The organism is Candidatus Zixiibacteriota bacterium (assembly GCA_029860345.1).
GTDB lineage: Bacteria > Zixibacteria > MSB-5A5 > GN15 > FEB-12 > JAJRTA01.
The window spans coordinates 529,317-551,229 of record JAOUBJ010000001.1 but is presented as its reverse complement, the minus strand read 5'-3'; the positions used below and the strand labels follow the sequence as shown (position 1 = coordinate 551,229).

Below are 21,913 nucleotides of genomic sequence, written 5' to 3'. Positions count from 1 at the left end.
CTATGGGTAAGAGACGCGTAGCCATCAGGATCGATATGACTCCAATGGTGGATATTGCCTTCTTGCTGTTGATCTTTTATATGGCCACGACGCAGTTCAAACCGCCGGAAGCCCGCGCGGTCGAGTTGCCTCAGTCACATTCACAGATCGAGTTGCCGGACAAAGATGTCATCAACATCACCGTCACCAAGTACGATTCGATCTACGTCGACTATATCACCAAGGTTGAGATTGAGGTCGAAGGTAAGCCGATGATGGTAAACGCGCGGACGGTTCGGCCATGCGATAAATATTCGGTGCACAACGAGGTTAACCGAGCCCGTGCCGTTAGCTACAAAGCGCTGATTGTGGTCAAGGGTGACAACCAGGCTTCATTCGGCACGATGCAGGACGTTATGAAGTCTATGCAGGAAAACGAACTGGAACGCTTCCTGATCATCACCGATCTGGAAACGTCGCTCGGCGAGGACGAATGAACGATTGGACCTTTTTGATCGTTTAATATATAGAGACGGAAATGGACCGAAGGAGAGTGATTATATATGGGCGGTGAAGTAGCAGAACGAGCATCAAAGGGTCAAAAGAAGGGTCTCAGGCGACCAAAGCGGAGAATCGCCATCCGCATCGATATGACGCCAATGGTCGATATCGCCTTCCTCTTGTTGATTTTCTACATGGTGACGACGGTGTTCGCCATGCCGCAGGCGATGGAAATCAATCTGCCGCCGGAAGAAGAGATTGAGAAAAAGGTCGACATTCGGGCATCCAATCTCCTGACCATCCGTGTTGACGAAGACGGTCGCTACTGGTGGAATATTGGCTTTGTAAAACCTGACAGCTTGCCTGAACTATTGCCGACCCATCCGGATACGCCCGATTCCATTGTATACAGGCTTAACCCGGATACGCTTCAGGGGCTGCTGGTGGCCAAGAACCGGGCCAACGACAAACTGAACACGCTGATTTTGATACACCGCGATGCAACCTACGCGGATATGGTTAATATCCTCGACGAGATCGATCTAATCGAACGATCCTGGAATGCTTTTACGGCGGAGCAGAAGGGCATTGAGGTGGGGGACATTCCCAAAGACGAGAAGTTCTCCTACCGTTATGCTCTCGGCGAATGGGATGAAGTCACCGATAATAGAAAAGTACAGGCGGCCCGTGACGCCATCGGCCTGTGAAAGAGGTGAGTTAGAAAATGTCAGTATACTCTTTGTGGTCTCCTTACGGCGCATTTGAGCTGAAGTCGAAATATCAGCGTAACTTCCTCTATGGCACCGGCCTTACAACCGGTATGGTACTGTTGGTCCTGCTGGTTGCCTGGATTACCTCTATGAAGGGCGAGGTTGATACCGACATGGCTGCTGCTGTGGTTATTAAGACTGTTGCTGATTTGGGGCCGCCACCCAGTATTGCCCGCAAACCTCCCCAGGTCAAGGTGGAAGCGCCGCAGGCCATTGCGCCCAAGGTAGGAATCCCCAAACCTGTTGCCGACGATGAAGTGTTGGACGACGATGTTCAGTTGGCTACTCGTGACGAGTTGGCCGAGATCGTGGCCCCCGATATCGCCACCGCTGCCGGTGAAGGCGGCATTGAGATAGATATCTCCGAGGACGACTATCTCCCGGCGCCGGACGAATTCATTCCGCTGGAGATCCAGCCGGAAATGATTTATCAGGAGGTTCCGGATTATCCCAGATTGGCCAAACAGGCCGGGATTACCGGAATCGTCTGGGTCAACGCTGCCTTGGATGAAACAGGCAAAGTCATCGACGTAGTAATTGCCAAATCATCCGGAACCGTGGCCCTTGATGAGGCTGCGGCTAAAGCCTCCTGGAATTGTAAGTTCAAGCCGGGTATCCAGAACGGTCGGCCCGTTAGGTGCCGTGTGGTCTACAAGGTAGACTTTGTCCTTGATTAAACGACGCTCATAAATCGTCCGGTAGCGGGCATCTGCCATGAATGGGAGGTGCCCAATGACTGGTCACTATCAAACCGCTGTTCACGCGAACACCCCAACCCTCTTTCGCGAAACTACAGCCTTCCTCATGAAGGCAAACTACCAACGGCACATGCTGTACGGCTGGGCTGTGGCTCTGGTGGTCGTCCTGGTGCCCGTCCTGGTAATCTCATTGTGGCCGGCGGAAAAGATGCTTGTCATTGAAAGGGATGCTACAGGTAAGGACACCGTCAGCGTCAACTTGTTCTTCGAGCAATATGAGATCATCAAACAGAGGCCTGGCCAGTCAGGCGGTAGTAATCCGCCCCCGAAACCGGGCATGACCGGTCCCTTCGTTGATGACGTTACGTTGGTCGAAGACGATCTTGATATCGAACAGGAATTGGAACTCGGTCAGGGCGGAGAGTACGAGGACGGTTCGTTCGATGATTACGACCCCTTCGCCCCACCCGGTGGTGGTGGTGGAACCGTCTATAAACCGGACACCAGAGACTACGAACCCAACTCGCCCGATCTTGATCGGCCGCCGGTTTTTATCGCCATGGACCAGCCTGAATACCCACCGCTGGCCAGACGGGCCGAAGTGGAGGCGGAAGTAATCATACACATACTTGTCGATGCGGCCGGTAAGGTAGCCGAGGTCCGGGTCGAGAAAGTGACCAACCCCAACTTCGGTTTTGCTGAGAGCGCCATACGAGCCGCCAAGTCGGCTGTGTTCAGTCCGGCTATCGCCAACCATCAACCGGTACGTTGTTGGGTGGCCATACCGGTGAGATTTGAGATGGAATAAGGGATGCCATAAGGTGCTGCCGGGCGACTCGCCTGACGGCCGGTGAGGGATATGGAAGGTGTCGGGCGGGGTCGCCCAACACCACGTGTCGTTGTGTTGGCCGCGTCTTCAGACTCGGCTACCTGGCCCCACGCGATCTGAAGATCACGCGGGCACGATGGAGGGTGCTGCCGGGCGGATGTGGGTGGCCGTCTCAACCTTTGTTCGGGACGGGTCAGGTGCTGTCAGTCGACTCGCCTGACGGCCGGTGAGAGATATGGAAGGTGTCGTCCGGGATCGCCCAACACCACGTGTCGTTGTGTTGGCCGCGTCTTTATTGGTCACCGGCTCAATCAAACCAGCCAAACTGCCGATAATTCATTGTATGCCAGAAAACGGGGACTAACGTTAATGGAACAGAACACAGACACCAAAGTCGAACTTGATAATATCATCGCAACGGTGGGCGAACTGCCCGCCTCGCCGACAATCGTCAGCACCGTCATGGGTCTGACGGCCGATCTTGACTCGCGGGTTGAGGATATCTCAAAAGTGCTGATGAGCGATCAGTCACTGACTGCCAAAGTGCTGAAACTCTCCAATTCTTCCTTCTATGGACGGCCCAAGAACGTCACCACCCTGGAAGAAGCCATAATGATACTCGGCTTCTTCACGGTGCAGTCGATGGTAGTGGCCACCTCAGCCCACTCTATGTACACCAAGGATGACGCCGAGGGATACAAGGCTAAGTTATGGCGTCATTCGCTTTCGGCGGCCGTGGCGGCGCGTCAGGTGGCCAAGTCGGTCCGGCATCCGGAGGCGGAACAGGCTTTTATCGCAGCGCTCTTGCACGACATTGGCAAGCTGGTGCTTTTGCAGAAGATGCCCACCCGCTACCAAGAGATCGTGGCCGAAGTGGAGGAACAGAAGAAGACCTTTCTAAACGTCGAGACCCGCGAGTTGGGTTTCAACCATTGCGATGTCGCTGCTTTACTGCTGGAAGCCTGGGATTTTCCGACCGCCCTGACCGAAGCTATCTTCGCTCACCATCTGCTGCCGCCGGTTGAGGAAGGCAAAGCTGCACCGGTGGCCCATGTGGTGCATCTGGGCAATTGTCTGGCCAAGAGGCTGGGTGTCGGTTTTGGCGACGCCGTCGTCGAGAATCTGAGCGATCTTAGATCCGCCCAGGCGCTCTCGCTGGACGAAGCCGGGATCGAGCAGTTACTTGAGGAAATCACCGAACATTACGAAGCCGAAATCTCCATATTTGAAGAATCATGAAGCGAACAATTGCCAAAGACCTCAGACAGAAACTCGAGAAGTTTTCCAATCTGCCATCGATCCCGCAGATTATTTTCAAAATCAAGCAGGTATCGGAAGACCCCAAAAGCTCAGCGGCTGATCTGGCCAACTGCATTCTCTCCGACCATCAATTGACCAGCCGTATTTTGCGCATGGCCAATTCGAGTTACTATGGCAACTACGCAGGCAAGATCAATACCGTTACTCACGCTATTGTGATGATGGGCTTTCGGGCTGTGCATAATATCGCAATCTCCATGTCGGTCTATGAGGTGGTCAACAAACTCTCTGAAAAAGGCAATTTCGATCTGACCTCATTCTGGACGCGGTCTCTGAGCTCGGGCGTGATTGCCAAATATCTTGCGCACAAAAGCAATCAAAAGAAACTGATCGAAGTGGCTTTCATAGCAGGCTTCATTCACGACATCGGTCAGGCTATTCTGGCCGGTGGTTTCCCGGACAAATACGAACAGATAGCCAAACTGGAACCGGACGCGCCTGATATCTGTGAGACCGAGCGAGTCATCCTGGGTATCGATCATCAGGAAGCCGGCGAGTATGTCGCGGGGATTTGGAACCTGCCCGATACGTTGTCCAAACCTATAGCGAGTCATCACCGCATCGACCTTCCACCCGGCGTCAATTCCGATGAAATCGTCGTCGACATTGTTTATCTCTCCGATCTCCTCTATTCCCATGTCATGGGCGGCACCGATCCGGAATCTCCCACCTACCGCGCCGTAATAGCGCAGGCCAAGGCGCTGATCGACATATCCAAAGAGAGCATGGTGCAATTGTTGACAGAATGCCGCGACCAGATATCCGAGATTGCCAAAGACCTCCAGATAGATATCGATAACGAGTTCGAACATCAGGCAGCCCAGGCCACCGAAGAAGACGAACACGGAATGCGCGAAAAAATCAGTAATCAAGAAGTGCAACTGGCTTTTCTGCGTAACGCCACCAGCGCCCTGATGGAGGCCAAAGCTGCCGACGAGATTCTGCAAGTCGTCTGTGAGGCGCTATTCCGAGGGTTACAGATGGGCATGGTACTGGTTTTCGAGTACGATTCCAAGTGGGACAGCTTTGCCGGTCGAGTCGGTTTCGGACTGGAATCGCAACAGGCGGTACAGGCTCTAAACCTTTCGGCCAAGGGGGGATTGTTCGAGCACATGCGCAAAGCCGGTCGGGCTGTCACCTTCTACAAAAAGAGCCCGGAATTCGCCATGACCAAAGATGAAGCCCATAGGCTCAAAGTAGATTGTTTTGCGGCTGTTCCCTTGAAAATCCTCGATGACGTCCAGTATGTGGTTTTGGCTGCACCGCCACGGGAGGGCGGCGCTATCACGGACGATACGCTGGCCTCCATAATGTCATTGACCAACCAAGCCGGTATGGTTCTTGAGCGCAATCTGCTCAAGGCGAAGATGACACCGGCCCAGTCGTAGGTCTGGACCCTTGCGGTCCTGATGGTCGCGTCAGGTCTGCAGGAGAAGAGAGACCGGACCTACAAATCTATCTCGTATGCAGGTGGATCTTCTTTCGCTTGTAGTCGACCGTGATTTTGTGACGATTCAGAAAACTTCCCCCCAGGATACCTTCAAACTGAACCTGTCCGGCTGATTGTCTGAGGTTTTTCAAATCCCGCACGCTCACCATGACACCCGTGGTCGAGAGACTGTCATCCACCTGGATCGACTCCATTCTGGCCCGAGCGCCGACCAGACTGGATATCCCCAACCGTTTCGCCAAGTCTGGGGTGACCAGGGTAGTTGATGCGCAGTAATCAAGAATCATCGGGGCTGTTACTTTGTCGTTGAACACAGCCTCGACCACTATTAAGTGACGGTGGATTTTGAAGGGGATGCTCACGAATTTCTTCGTGGCGAAAACGTCCGGTTCTTCCATCTTCATTTCGAGTTTCCGGCGCGGATAGTCGACAGTCACATAGAACTGCCGCAGGATTTCATGACCCATCAGGCCGTCCGGGTAGCCCAGACGCTGGTCCTTGATGAGTGCGCCCAGATCGATAGCTGATGCTTTCAGGTTATACAGTTGCTCGCTACCGAGTTTGAGCGAGCGCAATTCGACCCATGAGGCGGCACTGGAACCCTCGACACCGACTATCAATCGGGGTGGCGGTCCCCCAACTTTTGACAGGCTGTTTTTCTCAGCGAACTTTTGATCGATGTACAGCCGATCGGCGCCGGTGTCGATTCCAAAGCGACCCTTGACCCTACCGTCGATCAGCACCTCGACCTCGACCAGCCCACGATCGGGATGAAAAGGAACCTCAACGGCGCCGACCACTGCGACGACACACAAGAGCGCCGGGAACAGAAACGGTATCGTGCGTCCGATCATAGTTGAAGCCTCATTGGTTTGTTGGACAGGTCCTGATTGCAGTCATTGTGAGCGAGTCCGCGCTTCGCGGAGGAGCACGGCAATCTCATACCTTGACTCCGCTCGGCATGACATCAGTATATCGAAATGAGATTGCCGCGGCATCACGCGTTTGGCGTGATACCTCGCAATGACGACTCCGCAGGTCTCTCGACACTCCCTCACCAACGATCACTCGGCCGGGCGATCAGGCTACGTCCGAGCGTCTGCGCAAAAATGAGACCACGCACCCGGCCAACAACAGAGTGGTGCCGATCCATACGAGCACAATCAACGGCTTTTTGGTGATGTCCAACACCAGCACTTCGGGTGAACTGCCTTCCATCAAGCCGGGGATATCCAGCAAGACGGCTCCCTGATCGGCCAGGACCTTCTCGACATTGACCGGTATGGTACCGAGATCGTCAAGAAAGGCCGGTTCGCTGATGTACGTAGGTTCGCCGTATTGATCGGTCGAATAGACCAGCCCCGGGGTGAGGGTGTCGACATGGCCGTTATGTTCGACGGCCAAGTTGACTGAGACCTTCAGATCTCCCGACCCTTCTGAATGACTACCCATCTCAAAGGCGAGGAAGGTCAATTGATACTCTCCAAGCTGATGCGTCTCGCCTTTGGCTATCTGTAACCCGCCTCCCTCAGCCGCTTGAATCTGCTGAGGTGCGAAGTAGAGGTCGTTCAGCAGGTATCTCTCAATGTGTGGGCGTTTCATCAACCCGTCCATGCGTTCGGAGTAGTACAACTCCGGCCTGATCTCATGGCCGCCGTCCCCGTCATCGAGAGTGAGAATCAACTCGTTTCTGGGATGCATAATGCCGTTGGCCATGCCGATGTATTCCAGCTGTACGCCGTAGCTTTCGCCACCCTCTTCGGTAGTCAGAATCAGTTGTTCATTGGTTGCAAAGGCGGACGACACAACCACGCCGATAACCATGATTCCGAACCCAAAGTGAGTCAGATGTCCGGCCATAGATTTCCATCGATTGGGCAGGCAGCCGGCGGCCGCGCCGAGATTGGTGACAATAGCCATCGAGGTCATTGCAAACAACAGAAGAAACATCGGCTCACGAACGCCAACCAGAAGCGACACGCCCAAACCAATGACCAATCCGACCAGCGATGGCGCCATTTTTTTGCGCCAGTCCGGCTTGGCCAGATACATGGCCATAGCGGCGATGGTTATTGAAAAAGTAACGGTGAAAACGAGGCCGATGCCAAAGACAGCCCATAAGATACCGAAAGCACCAGCCAACGGCACACCAGCACTCGCAATCAGACGAGTGCGCCACGACGCCAGTTTGAAATTGTCCTGCTTGGTAAACGGTGACACGGCCAGCATAAGTGAATAGATGACTGCTAACGGCAAAGCGAAGTCGTTGTATGTTTTGATGTCGGCTGCTCTGGGCTCGTTGGAAAAAACAGAAGTCAAAAACGGCAGAGAACTCCAGAACAAGACTATCATCGAGAATATAAACAGCAACGCCGTTGCCGCGACCAGTGTGAACTCACGTCCCCAGAAATTGTAGTCGATGCGAACATGACCCACCGATCGAGCGCGGGCCGCAAAGAGGGCTATCGTCATCACAGTGAAGGCAATTAAGAACCCGATCAGGTAGACATTGGTGCCGAGGTCGACAAAACTGTGTACCGAAAAGTCGGCCAGCACGCCACTGCGGGTGAGAAAGGTGCCGTAGATTACCAGGATGAAGGTCAGCGCTCCCAGTAGAATATTGGTTTTGCGGAGTCCACCATCGGTTCGTTTCATGATCAGCAGACCGTGCAGTAGGGCCAGTGATGAGAACCATGGGATCAGCGAAGAATTCTCCACCGGGTCCCAGGCCCAATAGCCGCCCCAACCCAGCGTCTTGTACGCCCAGTAACCACCGAGGATGTTACCCATGCCGATCATAAGAGCGGTCACGGCCACCCACGGGAAAATCTGCCTGCCCCAATCGGCGTACTTGTTGGTGATCAGAGCAGCCAAACACAGCGCGAACGGCACACCGGCAGAGGCATATCCGACGAAAATGACCGGCGGATGAATCACCATCCAGAAATCCTGCAACAGCGGATTGAGACCCATGCCGTCAGGAGGCACATGATCGATCATTGCAAATGGTGAGAGCTTCACCAGTATAAACAGGAAGAACAGATTGATCGCCGAGTAAACAACCATCGCCCAATTGCGGTAGAGTCCGCCCCATCTCAGAATGACATAGCCGAACGCTGCGCTGAGGAACAGCCACAAAAGGTAGCTCCCTTCCTGGCCCGCCCAGACGGCTGACAACATAAGCCAGAAACCGAGGGTGCTGTCGGAGTATTCGTTGACATATCCGATGGCGTAGTTATGGCTCAAGAACAGATAGAACAAGTAAACCAACGCCGCAGTGGCGCAGATCATAAAGGTGTGATAACTCTTACGCGCAAGTCCGTCAGCCGAGTGGTGGCCGCGGGCGGCGCGGAAAAATGAAAACCCGATCAACAGATTCATGCCGAAGGCGCACAGAATCAGCAACTCTCCGGGACTATTCCAACTCATAATGATTCACGCTCCTGTGGCTGCATTGCCATCCTGGTGCTTCTCGATATCCTGGTAACCATCGGTTCCTTCACCCTGATACTTGGAGGGACATTTAACAAGCATCTGTTCAGCTTCGAAGACTCCGTCTGAACTCTTGCCCTTCAGGACGACCGACGTTGCCTGCTCAAAATTGCCCGGAACGACGCCGTGGTACACCACCGGCATCCGCTTGGCTGTAGCTTCGTTGGTAGCCTCAGCGTCATAGATCGCAAACTCCAGTCGTTGTTGCTCGGCGTTGAAGTTGACCACATCGAAATCGATCTTACCCATGACCTGTACCGTTCGTTCAGCGGTTCGGGCCTCGTCGATTGACACATACTGAATCGTTGTCTGCATGAACGAGTATCCGCCCCAAACAACGAACAGGACAATTATTATGCCCCCGATGATATACTTAGCGTTCAACGATTTTTCTCCTCGAGTTTTTTGACCTTGCCGTCAAGACGGACCAGATACAAGAACAATCCGATCCAAACGACCAAAGTCACGGCCATGGCTACATATATGCCGTCCATTTCAAAACTCCAAATCTTCTCGGGCGCGAACCTGACGACTGACACGATTGCTCAAGTTCAGCATCCAAAGATATAGTACGGTGAATAGGGCCAAAGATGAGAAGAAGATCACTCGCACCATTGGTCCCATTGTGAATTTCATGTCTGAATCGACCACCGAGTCGGCCGGGTGTAGCGATGGAATCATGCGTGGCAGCACGAAGACCAAGAACGGCACCGTTACAAAAGCAAAAATAGAATAGACGGCCGAAAGGGCCGCGCGCCGTTGCTGATCCGGTATGGCGCCGCGAAGCGCGAAGTAGGCGCCGTAGATTAGCAGCAGGATGAACACCGAGGTTTGCCGTGGGTCCCAGTTCCAGTAGGAACCCCAGGTGATTTTGGCAAAAAGCGAACCGGTCGATGTGGCCAGCAGACAGAAGACCAACCCTAGTCGGGCGGCATCGGCAGCCCGGTCATCGAAACTGATGTCGTGCTTTTTCAGATAGACTATTGAGTAGATCATCGACATTGCGAAAGCCAGCACACATATCCATGCTTGTGGGATGTGATAGTAAAAAATCCGGCTCGACTCGCCGATCTGTTGCTGGGGCATAGGGGTGATATAGCTGGCGATTATCATCGCCGACATCGCGAGAAATAGTAAGATTTTCCACCACATATCGAACCGGTCTCCAATTCCGTATCAACTCGGCGCAAGTATAACCTAAACCTGCGAAAAAGCAACATTGTTTCGGCCACCGAAACGGCGTCGTTTTGCGTCTGAGATTATACAAGATTGGTGCGGTTTTGAGGGTGATAAATCACTTTTGCGTGCTCCGCACCGCTTGTCCCCCTGAGTCTCCTGGCCTCACCCTGAGCGGAGTCGAAGGGTCGGGTGGCCCGGACTTCAGGTCTCTTTTGTAGGGCAGGTCTGTCTTCAAACCTGCCAATTCTGTGCGTGGTGTACGTTCTCGTGCGCCACGTTATCAGGTTCAGGCGGGGACGTCTGCCGCCCACGAAACGAAGACGACTCAATGTTGCGCTGGGTCCTTTCCGCCTTGGCGGGTGAGACCCTGCGCCTCGAAACCGTAGGGCGGCATCCCTGCGATGCCGCCTAAATTGGCAGGAGCACAGGGCTCCTGCCCTCAGAAGACGACTGACTGTGGCGACCTACGGTTATTGGCAAGAACGGTACCCCAACCAGAGGCTTTGCGTCGGGTGGGATCGTTAGTAGATACTGGGGTACCCACCTGTCGCGAGGCTTTGGATGGGGCACCGTACTTGAAGACTGGATACTGGCCTACGCCAGTATGACAAGCCTGCGGACTTCAATCCTGCCAGACGAACTTGAAGAGCATGATGGAAGCAGTAATCATTACGACTGCGTAGGCGGTAAGAAACTGAAGCTCCGAAGCCACCGCCCACAAATTGCCGCCGTCGAAAACGGTCTCGGTCGCCGCCACCAACGCCATTAACAGCGGCATAAGGATGGGGAACGAGAGCACGGCAAACAGCGCTCCCTTGACCGAGGCGCGCGAGATGATCGCCGCGACCAACGTTGTCGCACCGCTGAGTCCGATCACGCCGAGAGCCAAGACCGGAATAAAAGTCAGCGCATGTTCGGTTGGGGCATCGGTGAAGATGAAAAAGAGGGGCGTTACGATCAGGGTCATGATAGCCAGCAGGCTGAAATTGAAGAGCAGTTTGCCGATGAAGACCGGGTCGGGATCGGCCAACAATCTCAGCGCCAGGGCGGTACCGGATTCTTCTTCGCGGATAAACACCTGGGCCAGTCCGGACATTGCTGAGAAAAAGATCACCACCCAAAACAGCGCGGCCAACAGTTTTGCAGAGAGGCCGCTTTGGCCCAGCGAGAACGATACGACGGCCAGCGTCGTTATCGCGAACATCAGGATCGCGTTCAGTGCATACCGACTGCGCAACTCCAACCGCAAGTCTTTGGCGTATACGGCCAGTGCTTTACTAACCCAGCCGGCACTGCGCTGTGGCAAGGCGGTACTCCTCTTCTTCGTTGGTGGCGATAACCATGATACTGTCCGAACGCATCTGTTCGACGATTTCGAAGACCAACTTTTTGCCGTCGGAGTCGAGGTTGGAAGTCGGTTCGTCCAGAAAAAGAAAATCCGGTTTGCATGTCACGGCCAGTGCGTATTTGAGCCGCTGTTTCATTCCGGATGAAAACTCCGCGACCAAATCCATGCCCCGTCCCTTAAGGCCGACCCGTTCCATCACGCTGTTGATCTCTTTACCGGTGAGACTGCCGCCTGACACCGTTGCGAAAAAGGTCAGGTTTTCTTCGGCGGTCAGGTGGTCGTAGAGGTTGAAGTAAGGCGAGACAAAGGCTATCCGCCGCCGCCGGCCGCTGTCGTCCAATTCGGTGTCACCTTCCGAGAAGATAATCTTGCCTCGGGTCGGCCGTTGCAGACCCAGCAGGGTTATCATCAAGGTCGATTTCCCGGAACCGTTGGAGCCGGTGACGGCCAGCGAGTCGCCGGTTGTCAGATCAAACGACAAATCCTTGAAGAGCTTTCGATGACCGAACCGTTTGGCCAGATCTTGTGCGGCGAGTCTGAACATATCGGCCAATTAGCGGGAAGATGCGGCCAAAGCAAGCAAAAAGTGCCGACCAACAAGTTGGCTTCATCAGGTGATAATCAGCGGTCACTAAAGAAAAGTCGCAACATGTATGTGATCAAAACGATGGCCAGGACAAAACAGACCAGGAAGATCGCGAAGACCGACCATTGTGGATCGACCGGTATGGTGGAAGGATCGAAAACACCGTCGAGACGGATCAGTCGCAATACATGCCTGGTGGCGACCATGCCGAACATCGAGACGAATAACATCAGTCCGGCCGGTAGGAATTTCTTCTTGAAAAAGAAATGCATCGAGCCCAATGACAAGAAGATTGAAACGGTCAGGGCCCAGATTCCGACCGATCGCATCAAGGCCAATATGTATTCACCAAGGGTGAAAAGGTAGACCAAGCCGACCGCCATTGCCGCCACCATACCGTACAGGAAGGCGCGCCGAGCAATCTGAAAAACTGCATCGTTGTTTCGTCCAATCATCCCCACGAAGAAACCACCCACGGTGATGGCGCCCAGAATCATGTGTAGCCAGCGAAACAGATAGGCGCCGATATCGGGATTGATGGCGCCACCGCTTTGATCTTGGGCGTACATCATCTCAATGAGTTCGGGACGTTCGGCCAGGGAGAAGATGGAACTGTAGGCGAACGAAACGTAGGCGAGGGTGACCAGAGCGGGCCAGAGATATCGTCCAAAGCCACGGTCCGGTTTATCAGCGGCGAAGGAAGCGCCATAGAGCAAGTAGTAGGCAATCATCGCGGCGACCACGACAAACAGGAAGAACCAGCCACTCACGATGGCCGCCGAATAGACTACGCGACCATATACCAACTGCAAAAAGAGCAACGGAGCCACGCCCAGGGTGACGGTGGCGGCCATTACCGAAGGCAGCAGCTTGACGTACTTCCTGATTTCGGCCTGCTGCCATTTGTTTTCCAGACGGCTGAACAAAAGAACCATGGTGCCGCCGAAGACAAAATTCATGGCGACAAAATGCGCCGTCAGGGTCAACAGATGCAAAGCTGTTATCAGCCACAGTGGCACCGAAAGAAAATTGTAATCCGGCAGGTTCATTCGGTGGACTCCTTGGCCTGTTCGGTCATGTATTGCAGGTATCTGACCAGCGCTTCGCGCTCCGTGTCGTCGCCGGTGAATGGCGGCATCTCATCGGCGAAGTCGCCGGCCATATCGAGAATGTCGTGAACATCCTCGGGCTCGAGGTCCAGTAGCGACTCCGACTTGTCGTTGAAACCGTAAAACTCATGACACTTGCCGCAACGGACCTGGTACACTTTGCGTCCCAAGTCCACACCATCCAGATTGTAAATGTCCTTCAGCGACCTGTGGTCAAGTTGTTTGTAGAGATGTGCGGCGATCAGGTTGGCTTCCACTTCGGTTCCCAGGAATGGCGGCATGTTTCCTTTGAAGACATCCGCCCCTTTGATAAGCCCGGCGATGAACACTTCGTCGGTACCATCTAATGCCGGTTTCAGCGGATGGTATCCATCGATAGTATGACAGTTTCGGCAGGCCCGCCTGAATAGATCGGCGCCGTCGTCGCCGGTGCGGTATTTGATGTGCGGCAACAGCCCGTCTTCTGAGTAGGTGTCGGCCTTGGCCAGTTCCAGTCCGTTGCCGTACATGTAATCGTATATGACATACGGTTTGCGGATTGATTCGCGCATCCACTCGAACGACCCAAACCAGGCCAGCCCCAGGGCCATCATTATGATGCTCACCACCAGGTTGACCCGTTTGTGCAAGAGCAGACCGACCAACAGGAAACCGATAAGCAACAGTTCGCCGAACCACCAGGCCAGCGCTTCGGAACTTGTCGTGGTGGGCATGGCTTCCCGAGCCAGAGTGGTAATCGAGTCGGGAATACTCTCCCAGAACCAGGCAAAGGCCGGCCACATGATAGCCAGCCCTACCAGTCCCCAAACAGCGTTCAGGCGCACGATACTTGCTTTGAAGTCAGATTTCTTATAACGCGACACGACCAGCGTACTGTACAATCCGGCCAGCATGACACAGATACCGGTGCGCAAGACCAACGATGACCAAAAGGTGTCGTTGAAAAAGCCTTCACAAAAACTGCCGCTGGTCAACCAGCCGTCCGGGGTCAGCATAAATGAGAGAATGCCGTTGATGATGAAAAGTGACATCCAGGCGGCTATGAAATATATCCAGCCGAGGATCAAGTGGTTGCGCGCCGACATTTTCTCCCAACCATAGTAGTACAAGATGGCCGCCAGAATCTCGATGGCGAAGAAACACCACTCGGCTGCCCATCCCCAGACAAAATGATGAATCAACGCCTCGGTGCCGGCCGGATTCAACAACCCGATGATGAACCAGATGGCCACACCGGTCAGAGCACCGAAAACCAGCGTTACCAGAATAAAAAAGCGGCTGAGTGTTTTGAGGAAGTCGAGCTTCAGCTTGTCCTGGTTTCGTCGGGCCAGGGTTTCGGCCACCACCAGGTAGAGTCCGCCGCCGATAGCAAAGTGGGAGACAAAAACGTGGATGGTGGCGATGGTCGCCATCATCATTCCGTAGCCGAATGGTATGTCCCAAAACGGATAGTTCATCTATGTCGACCGATCACACAAACTTGAGTTCTGAATCTGTCTTTCATCCGCCTCAATCATGGACTGATATTTGAATGTTGTCAACAAAACTTTCACGAATTCCAAGTCGCTCTGAGCACCCGAAGCCAGTTGTCGCGACAAACTTTGGTCAGGGCTGCCTCATTAAAACCAACCAACCTTAGCGCATCAACCAGTTTGGGCAATCCCGCCACATCGCCCAGTTCTTTGGGAATTGTGGCACCGTCAAAGTCACTCCCAAGGGCGACATGGTCAATACCGATGCGTTCCACCAGATACACTATCTGGTCGACCAGGGCCGACAGCGGCGTGTCCGGTTCAACTTCGCCGTCGCCGCGCAGGTCATTGCGAAAAAAACTGACTCCAATCAGCCCGTCTGACTCGCCGATGGCATCCAGTTGACGGTCGGTCATATTTCGGGCCGACGTACAGAGGGCATGGGCGGCGCTGTGTGACACCACCAAAGGTCTGTCGGTGATGGCGGCTGTGTCCCAGAATCCCTTCTCGTTTAAGTGAGCCAGGTCAATCATGACACCGAGTTGGTTACATTCTTGCACCAGTTGTTTCCCGGCGTCGGTCAGGCCGGGGCCGACATCCGGCGACGATGGAAACATAAACGGCACGCCGCATCCGAAATCGTTGGGACGACTCCAGCAGATGCCAAGCGATCGTAAACCCTGTTGGTAGTACTTGTGCAAGGCTTCAAAACCGGTGTCGATAACTTCGGCGCCTTCAAAATGCAACACCACAGCCAGGGCTTTTTCATGCATAGCCTGCTCGATCTCGTCAACTGTACACACCAGACGCATCTGCCCGTCGGACTCGTCTATCAGTTGGAAAAGATGCTCCATCAGCATAAGCGTCGTAGCCCGGGCCGATTCCAGCGAAACGGGCGAGGCTAGTTTGACGGAGTACCCACCCTTGCTAATGGTCACATCTTCTTTGGGCGGTCCTTTCATCCAGTCATCGTTGGTGACAAAAATCGCAAACAGACCGCCTCCAAAGCCACCGGCTAAGGCTCTGGGCAGGTCGATGTGTCCCTTGTCGCTTTGTTCAAAAAAAGACCGACCACCTCCACGGTGGGGGTAGTAGAGGTTCATGACGGTGTCGTTGTGACCGTCGAAAATCAGTTGGGTAGTTTCTTTCATAGCCGATTAGATGCAAGAACATTGTAACGTTGTCAAACAGATTTCGTACAAGACCATCAACGGCTTCTCAAGAATCCTCTTGCCAAGGTGCCAAATGTCCGTTAATTGAAGGTAGATGCCTTTACCAGGTTAGCAAACGATGGATACTACAAAGATAGCAGACAGCTCGTCAGATCAGCCGACCAGCCCGAAGGTCAGTTCCGCCTTATTCGCTATGCGGGGGTGGCGCAAGTGGTTGCTCTTGATTGCCGGCTGGACTTTTTTGGGGCTGGCGCAGGCGCCGCGCCAATGGGCTATCTACTGTATCGACGGTGTTCCCTGGGTACCCTGGAAACAGGCGGCCATGTGGGCGATGGGCGAATGGTACATGTGGGGTCTGCTCAGCCTGCTAATAGTGCGTATTACAGCATGGATAGCAGTCGACCGAAAGAACTGGGTACGAGCCGGGCTGGCTCATCTGGGACTGGGGATACTGATCGGCCTCGTACACATCTATCTTTATTCAATGATTCTTGTCGGTCTGCGTCTTCTCTACGATCTGCAGGTGGGGATGACCTTTGACAGTATCTGGCCCTGGTTCACAGGTGCTATCTGGACGCGGCTGCATGGCGCCGTGCTCACTTATGCTCTGATCGCATTCGTTTGTTACGCTATTCGATACTACCGTCGTTACAGCGACGAGCAAAAGCGTCTGGTGGCGGTGGAAGGTCGTTTGGCCGAGGCGAGGTTGCAGGCGCTGAAGATGCAGCTTCATCCGCACTTCTTGTTCAACACCTTGAATGCCATTACGGCGCTGATCCACACCGAACCGAAAACTGCCGATCAAATGACAACCCGATTGAGCGATCTGTTGCGAGTGGCCTTAGATTCTGAGTCGGTGCAGGAAGTATCACTAAGGAAAGAGCTGGCCTTTTTGGACGGGTATCTGGAGATTCAACAGCTCAGGTTTCAGGATCGGCTCATCGTCAATCGTGAAATCGCCGGCGAGACCCTGGACGCCAGGGTACCGAATCTGATCCTCCAGCCCCTGGTGGAGAATGCCGTGCAACATGGCGTCTCGCGTGGTTCCGGACAGGGAGAAATCACGATAACGGCGCGTCAGGAAGGTGCTGTGCTCAGACTCTGCGTGGCCGATAACGGTCCCGGGCTGAACGGCGACCCGACCGGCGATTCGTCGAACGGCCTGGGCTTGGCCAACACCCGTGAGCGGCTCAAACAACTCTATGGCAACCAACAGTCGGTTCAGTTTGAAAACGGTGACCAAAAGGGCCTGAGGGTAACGATCAGCCTGCCGTTTAACGCTGAGCCGCCGCTTCCGGCCGGAACAGATCATCAATGAACAATGCCGTTGAAACGCTCATTGTTGATGATGAGCCGCTGGCCCGCCGGCGAATTCGCACCCTGCTGAAAGATCATCCAAGAATCAGAATCATCGGCGAATGTGCCAACGGTCGCGAGGCGGTACACTCGATTGTCGAAACGGCGCCGCAACTCGTCTTTCTGGATATCCAGATGCCTCAGCTTGATGGATTCGAGGTTTTTCAGACGATAGGTCCTCAGAGGATGCCGGTCGTGGTTTTTGTGACTGCCTATGACCAATATGCCGTCAAAGCGTTTGAAGTTCACGCCGTGGACTACTTGCTCAAACCATACGACCAGGCCCGCTTTCATGATGCCGTCGATCGTGCCCTGCGCGAGTTGGCTCTAAGGCAGGGGGGCGATGGTTCGTCCGAGGCGGAGTCGCTGATGGACAGCCTCTATAAAGAGAAACGACTGCGCCGACGTATCCTCATCAGAGAAAGTGGGCGCATTACCATCCTCAAAATCGACCAGATCGATTGGGTCGAATCGGCCGGCAACTACGTTAAACTGCACGTCGGACGGCGAACGCATCTTCTGCGCGAAACCATGAAGGGGATCATGCAGCAACTGGACCCGGCCGGATTTGCGCGTATCCATCGCACTGTAATTGTCAACCTGGACCGGGTCAAGCAACTTGAAGCTCATCTCCACGGAGATTACCTGGTGCAGCTTGAGGACGGCAGCCGTTTGCCGCTGAGCCGACGGTTCCGCCCGCAATTAGATCAAGTCCTCGGCGATCTCTGATCAATCCGTTTATCACTCTTCAATAGCCGCTCGTCCCGCGCCGCCGCTGGTGGTCACACAACCGCAACGCCGGGGAACCTGATTCGTCAATGGGGTAAGTCGTGTTGATCCGGAATCAATGTAAGGTTGATGAAATCCGGACGACCATTTAGTTGATCGACTAGTCGACAGATTGCGGGACTCACGACTTATGAGACGCAGCACATCAATTGAGAGATAGGAGACTCACGATGCGTGCAACAACGAGGCAGACGGAAAAAAGTTACATCCAAAACAAATTACAGACCAGCCGCCTTTTCGGGCGGGTTCGGTCGACCCAGTCAAGGTTCGTGTACCTGCTGGTGGCAGTAACCGTTGCGGGGTTCTTACTGTCACCGCAGGTATACGCCGAAATCTCATTCTCGCGACTTCAATTCGCCGAAGTTGTATCGAATGGTGGTATCTCAGCAGGTGTCGCCTGGTGCGATTATGATCGGGATGGTCAGGTCGATCTGTTTATTGCCAATTGGCAAGATCAGAACAATTTTCTGTATCATCATGAGAGTGATACGCAGTTCACTTTTATCACCGACGGGGCGATTGTCAACGAAGCGAGCGGCGGTTTCCAGCCCTTTTCGTCCGGTCCCTGTTGGGGTGACTATAACAACGACGGCTTCCCGGACCTCTATGTAGCCAATCAGTCGAACCGTGCGAATTTTCTTTATCTGAACAACGGAGACCAAAGCTTCACCAAGGTCACCGAGGGCGCCATTGTGACCGACGAGGCCACGTCATACACCTGTGCCTGGGGTGACTATGACAACGACGGCTTTCTCGATCTCTTTGTGCCCAACAGTCTGAGCACCAATGCTCTTTATCATAACAACGGAGACATGACGTTTACACGTATCTACGATGAACCATTCTTAACGGATATTGGCTACTCGTGGGGCGCCGCCTGGGGCGATTACGACAACGACGGATATCTGGACCTGTTCGTGGCCAACACCGGTCATGAACACAATTTTCTCTATCACAACGAAGGTGATGGGACGTTCACGAAAGTGACCGGTAGTCCGGTGACTTCGGATGCATCATCCTCGCATGGCGGTAGCTGGGGTGACTATGACAACGACGGAGACCTGGACCTGTTGCTGGCCAACGGTCAGTATAACCCGCCCGGCGAACCGGACAAACTCTATCGCAATGACGGTGCGGGTGTGTTTGTTGAGCTTACGTCCAGTGTGGTGGCCGCCAACACCGGCCCTTCAGGCAGCGGTACGTGGGGTGATTTCGACAACGATGGCGATCTGGATATCCTGATCACCAGATACATGGCGCCTAACCGATTGTATGAGAATGACGGCGCCGGTGATTTTACAGAGATAACTGTCGGTGAGATCGTGACGCGCCTGGGGAATTCATCCGGTACCGGTGCAGCCGACTACGATGACGACGGCGACCTTGATATCTATATGGCCAACTGGGAAGACTACGACAATTACTTGTATACCAATGAGAGTTCGACCGGCAACTGGATCAGAATCAAGACACTCGGCGTCGTGTCCAACAGTATGGGTGTCGGGGCGCAGGTGCGTCTGACGGCGACAATCGGCGGCAACAGTGTTACGCAAATGCGAGAGGTGCGCACTAATTATAGCCACCGCAGCCAGAGTGACGTCCGGCTGAGTTTTGGACTTGGCGATGCCACGGTCGTTGACCAGGTAATCATCGCCTGGCCGTCCGGCATGGCCGACACCATTCTGAACGTGACAGTCAACCAGGATTACACGGCCGTCGAAGGTTTGTCGGCTCTTTGCAACGGTGTCGATTCCGACGGCGATGGTCTGCTTGATGTCGGCGAGGGTGACTGCCCGACCGACAATTGTCCGGCCGTTTTCAATCCGGGTCAGGATGACACTGACGGCGACGGTGTTGGTGATCTGTGCGACGCTGATGTGTTCACTGAGGTCGTTTTCAGTGCTATCGTGTCCGATGGTCGCGGTTCACGCAGCGCCAACTTTGTCGATGTCGACAACGACGGCTGGCTTGATGTGTTCGTCAGCAACGGGCAGAGCGGCGGCGACGACAACATGCTTTACAAAAACAACATGGACGGCAGCTTCACCGAAGTTGTTACCGGCGACATTGTATCCGACGGTCGCAGTTCCGACGGCGCCACCCTGGCCGACTATAACAACGACGGCTATGTCGATGCCTTCGTGGCCAACTGGTACAATCAAAACAATTTGCTCTACCTGGGCGACGGCGCCGGAGCGTTCACCCAGGTGACCGCCCAGCCGCCCGCGACCAACAGTGGCTATTCCGAAGCAGCCAGTTGGGGCGACCTGGACAATGATGGTGATCTCGACCTGTTCGTGGCCAATTCCTCAGGCAACTTGCGGAACTTTCTCTATCTCAACAATGGTGATGAGTCCTTCACAGCCGTGACCTCAGGACCGATCGTCGATGAGGCAGTGCCCTCCCGCTGCGGCGTCTGGGGCGACTACGACAACGACGGCGATCTCGATCTATTTGTGGCCAACGAGTCCAACGCCCACAACTCCCTTTTTGAGAACCAGGGTGATGGTTCCTTTGTGCAGGTTACCGGCCAGGACATCGTCAGCAATTACGGCAAGTCCTGGGGGGCCAGTTGGGGCGACTATGACAACGATGGATACCTTGATCTGTTCGTTGCCAACAACGGCTTGTCCAACAACTTTCTCTATCGCAACCTTGGCGACGGTACTTTTGAGCGCGTGACCAGTGGGGTAGTCGTATCCGACTCCAAGAATGCCATCGGCAGCAGTTGGATTGACTATGATAACGACGGTGATCTCGATCTGTTCGTAGCCGTGGGCTATGGTGGCGTGCAACCATGTTTGTTTTATGAGAATGACGGCAGCGGAAACTTCGCTCAGATCACGGACTATGCAATTACCAAAGACACCGGATGGGCCTACGGATGCGCCTGGGGTGACTATGATAACGACGGTGACCAGGACTTGGTGGTGGCCCGTTGGTTTGGTGAGTCGGAGAACAACAATCTGTATCGCAACGAGGTCGGCAGCGCCAATAGTTGGATCAATGTCAACTGTGTTGGCGTGGTCTCCAACAATTCAGCCGTCGGCGCCAGACTGTCGGTCAAGGCGACTATAGACGGCGCGCCGGTGTGGCAAACGCACGAGATCTCGTCGCAAAACGGATACTGCACTCAGAATTCACTTAACGCGGAATTCGGTCTTGGTGACGCGGTGTTGATAGATTCGCTGGTTATTGCCTGGCCGTCAGGTATTGAAGATATCTATACCGACCTTGATGTCAATCAATTCGTCAACGCCATCGAAGGTGGCGACCTTTGCTACGCTGTTGACTCGGATCGCGACGGTTACGCCGACCCCGGCCAGCCGGCCGACGCCTGCGGCGTGGACAACTGTCCGGACGTTTTCAACCCGGAACAGGTCGATGTCGACGGTGACATGATCGGCGATGTGTGCGACCTGTGTCCCAATGATGCTGAAAACGATATCGATTCCGATGGTTGGTGCGCCGAGGTCGACAATTGCCCGAGCACACCGAACCCCGGACAGGAAGACAGCAATGGCGACGGGATTGGTGACGCTTGCTGCTGTATCCAACGTGGTGACATTGACTATGACGGCGGCGGTCAGATATCGATCGCGGACCTGGTCTACATGGTGGACTTTATGTTTTCCGGAGGCGATGCCCCGGCTTGCATGACGCAAGCCGATGTCGACGCTGATGGCGGTGCTTTGGTGACGATTTCTGATCTGGTCTACCTGGTTGACTATATGTTCAACGGCGGACCGGCGCCGGGTGCCTGTCCAGCCTGAACCGTTGGTGACGACACTGTCCGGACGTGCCGGAAGTCAGAGAGGTCGACATCGCAGCTATGGGACGGCGGACAGAAAGCTCAAGAGGTA

19 protein-coding genes are annotated in these 21,913 nt (G+C 54.3%); 9 read left to right on the top strand and 10 right to left on the bottom strand.

Annotated features, from left to right (window positions below):
- Positions 1-2 precede the first annotated feature (2 nt).
- The 6 genes from OEV49_01880 (at position 3) to OEV49_01855 (ending at position 5,485) form a co-directional block, all read left to right on the top strand.
- On the top strand, positions 3-476 hold the full coding sequence (locus OEV49_01880; protein MDH3889806.1) for a biopolymer transporter ExbD: 474 nt from the start codon (positions 3-5) through the stop codon (positions 474-476).
- Positions 477-542: 66 nt separating this feature from the next.
- The gene (locus OEV49_01875; GenBank protein MDH3889805.1) at positions 543-1,187 is read left to right on the top strand and encodes a biopolymer transporter ExbD; all 645 of its coding nucleotides are present in this window, start codon (positions 543-545) and stop codon (positions 1,185-1,187) included.
- 17 nt (positions 1,188-1,204) lie between these two features.
- Positions 1,205-1,927, top strand: a complete 723-nt coding sequence (locus OEV49_01870; GenBank protein ID MDH3889804.1) for a TonB family protein — start codon at positions 1,205-1,207, stop codon at positions 1,925-1,927.
- A 55-nt stretch (positions 1,928-1,982) separates the two neighbouring features.
- Complete coding sequence (locus tag OEV49_01865) at positions 1,983-2,756, top strand: energy transducer TonB (protein ID MDH3889803.1); 774 nt, start codon at positions 1,983-1,985, stop codon at positions 2,754-2,756.
- A 390-nt stretch (positions 2,757-3,146) separates the two neighbouring features.
- The gene (locus tag OEV49_01860) at positions 3,147-4,016 is read left to right on the top strand and encodes an HDOD domain-containing protein (protein MDH3889802.1); all 870 of its coding nucleotides are present in this window, start codon (positions 3,147-3,149) and stop codon (positions 4,014-4,016) included.
- On the top strand, positions 4,013-5,485 hold the full coding sequence (locus tag OEV49_01855) for an HDOD domain-containing protein (protein ID MDH3889801.1): 1,473 nt from the start codon (positions 4,013-4,015) through the stop codon (positions 5,483-5,485). The genes OEV49_01860 and OEV49_01855 overlap by 4 nt, the downstream gene beginning before the upstream one ends.
- Positions 5,486-5,552: 67 nt before the next feature.
- On the opposite strand, the gene OEV49_01850 is transcribed toward OEV49_01855, so the two are convergent.
- The 10 genes from OEV49_01850 to OEV49_01805 all read right to left on the bottom strand — a co-directional run bounded on the left by OEV49_01850 (position 5,553) and on the right by OEV49_01805 (position 15,884).
- Positions 5,553-6,401 (bottom strand): pepsin/retropepsin-like aspartic protease family protein, encoded by an 849-nt coding sequence (locus tag OEV49_01850; protein MDH3889800.1) that lies wholly within the window; start codon positions 6,399-6,401, stop codon positions 5,553-5,555.
- Between the two features lie 226 nt (positions 6,402-6,627).
- Complete coding sequence (gene ccsA / locus OEV49_01845) at positions 6,628-8,976, bottom strand: cytochrome c biogenesis protein CcsA (GenBank protein MDH3889799.1); 2,349 nt, start codon at positions 8,974-8,976, stop codon at positions 6,628-6,630.
- Between the two features lie 6 nt (positions 8,977-8,982).
- A complete protein-coding gene (locus OEV49_01840) occupies positions 8,983-9,423 on the bottom strand; it encodes a cytochrome c maturation protein CcmE (GenBank protein MDH3889798.1) in 441 nt (146 codons plus the stop codon).
- Positions 9,420-9,533: a CcmD family protein gene (locus OEV49_01835; protein ID MDH3889797.1), complete on the bottom strand. Its 114-nt coding sequence runs from the start codon at positions 9,531-9,533 to the stop codon at positions 9,420-9,422. The genes OEV49_01840 and OEV49_01835 overlap by 4 nt, the downstream gene beginning before the upstream one ends.
- 1 nt (position 9,534) lies before the next feature.
- Positions 9,535-10,191: a cytochrome c biogenesis protein gene (locus OEV49_01830; GenBank protein MDH3889796.1), complete on the bottom strand. Its 657-nt coding sequence runs from the start codon at positions 10,189-10,191 to the stop codon at positions 9,535-9,537.
- A 649-nt stretch (positions 10,192-10,840) separates the two neighbouring features.
- A complete protein-coding gene (locus tag OEV49_01825) occupies positions 10,841-11,524 on the bottom strand; it encodes a heme exporter protein CcmB (protein ID MDH3889795.1) in 684 nt (227 codons plus the stop codon).
- The gene (locus OEV49_01820) at positions 11,496-12,110 is read right to left on the bottom strand and encodes an ABC transporter ATP-binding protein (GenBank protein ID MDH3889794.1); all 615 of its coding nucleotides are present in this window, start codon (positions 12,108-12,110) and stop codon (positions 11,496-11,498) included. The genes OEV49_01825 and OEV49_01820 overlap by 29 nt, the downstream gene beginning before the upstream one ends.
- A 77-nt stretch (positions 12,111-12,187) precedes the next feature.
- Positions 12,188-13,201 carry a hypothetical protein gene (locus OEV49_01815; protein MDH3889793.1) on the bottom strand — a complete coding sequence of 338 codons (1,014 nt, stop codon included), beginning with the start codon at positions 13,199-13,201 and terminating at the stop codon, positions 12,188-12,190.
- On the bottom strand, positions 13,198-14,718 hold the full coding sequence (locus OEV49_01810; GenBank protein MDH3889792.1) for a cytochrome ubiquinol oxidase subunit I: 1,521 nt from the start codon (positions 14,716-14,718) through the stop codon (positions 13,198-13,200). Before OEV49_01810 ends, OEV49_01815 begins: the two co-directional genes overlap by 4 nt.
- 92 nt (positions 14,719-14,810) lie before the next feature.
- Positions 14,811-15,884, bottom strand: a complete 1,074-nt coding sequence (locus OEV49_01805) for a dipeptidase (GenBank protein ID MDH3889791.1) — start codon at positions 15,882-15,884, stop codon at positions 14,811-14,813.
- A 139-nt stretch (positions 15,885-16,023) separates the two neighbouring features.
- Between OEV49_01805 and OEV49_01800 the strand changes: the two genes are divergently transcribed.
- The 3 genes from OEV49_01800 (at position 16,024) to OEV49_01790 (ending at position 21,823) form a co-directional block, all read left to right on the top strand.
- The gene (locus OEV49_01800; protein MDH3889790.1) at positions 16,024-17,223 is read left to right on the top strand and encodes a histidine kinase; all 1,200 of its coding nucleotides are present in this window, start codon (positions 16,024-16,026) and stop codon (positions 17,221-17,223) included.
- The gene (locus tag OEV49_01795; GenBank protein MDH3889789.1) at positions 17,220-17,990 is read left to right on the top strand and encodes a LytTR family DNA-binding domain-containing protein; all 771 of its coding nucleotides are present in this window, start codon (positions 17,220-17,222) and stop codon (positions 17,988-17,990) included. Before OEV49_01800 ends, OEV49_01795 begins: the two co-directional genes overlap by 4 nt.
- A gap of 230 nt (positions 17,991-18,220) precedes the next feature.
- The gene (locus OEV49_01790; protein ID MDH3889788.1) at positions 18,221-21,823 is read left to right on the top strand and encodes an FG-GAP-like repeat-containing protein; all 3,603 of its coding nucleotides are present in this window, start codon (positions 18,221-18,223) and stop codon (positions 21,821-21,823) included.
- The last annotated feature ends 90 nt before the right edge of the window (positions 21,824-21,913 follow it).

Coding starts and splice junctions, on each gene's coding strand:
- OEV49_01880 (MDH3889806.1), top strand. CDS start 3: ATGGGTAAGAGACGCGTAGCCATCAGGATCGATATGACTCCAATGGTG.
- OEV49_01875 (MDH3889805.1), top strand. CDS start 543: ATGGGCGGTGAAGTAGCAGAACGAGCATCAAAGGGTCAAAAGAAGGGT.
- OEV49_01870 (MDH3889804.1), top strand. CDS start 1,205: ATGTCAGTATACTCTTTGTGGTCTCCTTACGGCGCATTTGAGCTGAAG.
- OEV49_01865 (MDH3889803.1), top strand. CDS start 1,983: ATGACTGGTCACTATCAAACCGCTGTTCACGCGAACACCCCAACCCTC.
- OEV49_01860 (MDH3889802.1), top strand. CDS start 3,147: ATGGAACAGAACACAGACACCAAAGTCGAACTTGATAATATCATCGCA.
- OEV49_01855 (MDH3889801.1), top strand. CDS start 4,013: ATGAAGCGAACAATTGCCAAAGACCTCAGACAGAAACTCGAGAAGTTT.
- OEV49_01850 (MDH3889800.1), bottom strand. CDS start 6,401: ATGATCGGACGCACGATACCGTTTCTGTTCCCGGCGCTCTTGTGTGTC.
- ccsA (MDH3889799.1), bottom strand. CDS start 8,976: ATGAGTTGGAATAGTCCCGGAGAGTTGCTGATTCTGTGCGCCTTCGGC.
- OEV49_01835 (MDH3889797.1), bottom strand. CDS start 9,533: ATGGACGGCATATATGTAGCCATGGCCGTGACTTTGGTCGTTTGGATC.
- OEV49_01830 (MDH3889796.1), bottom strand. CDS start 10,191: ATGTGGTGGAAAATCTTACTATTTCTCGCGATGTCGGCGATGATAATC.
- OEV49_01820 (MDH3889794.1), bottom strand. CDS start 12,110: ATGTTCAGACTCGCCGCACAAGATCTGGCCAAACGGTTCGGTCATCGA.
- OEV49_01815 (MDH3889793.1), bottom strand. CDS start 13,201: ATGAACCTGCCGGATTACAATTTTCTTTCGGTGCCACTGTGGCTGATA.
- OEV49_01810 (MDH3889792.1), bottom strand. CDS start 14,718: ATGAACTATCCGTTTTGGGACATACCATTCGGCTACGGAATGATGATG.
- OEV49_01805 (MDH3889791.1), bottom strand. CDS start 15,884: ATGAAAGAAACTACCCAACTGATTTTCGACGGTCACAACGACACCGTC.
- OEV49_01800 (MDH3889790.1), top strand. CDS start 16,024: ATGGATACTACAAAGATAGCAGACAGCTCGTCAGATCAGCCGACCAGC.
- OEV49_01795 (MDH3889789.1), top strand. CDS start 17,220: ATGAACAATGCCGTTGAAACGCTCATTGTTGATGATGAGCCGCTGGCC.
- OEV49_01790 (MDH3889788.1), top strand. CDS start 18,221: ATGCGTGCAACAACGAGGCAGACGGAAAAAAGTTACATCCAAAACAAA.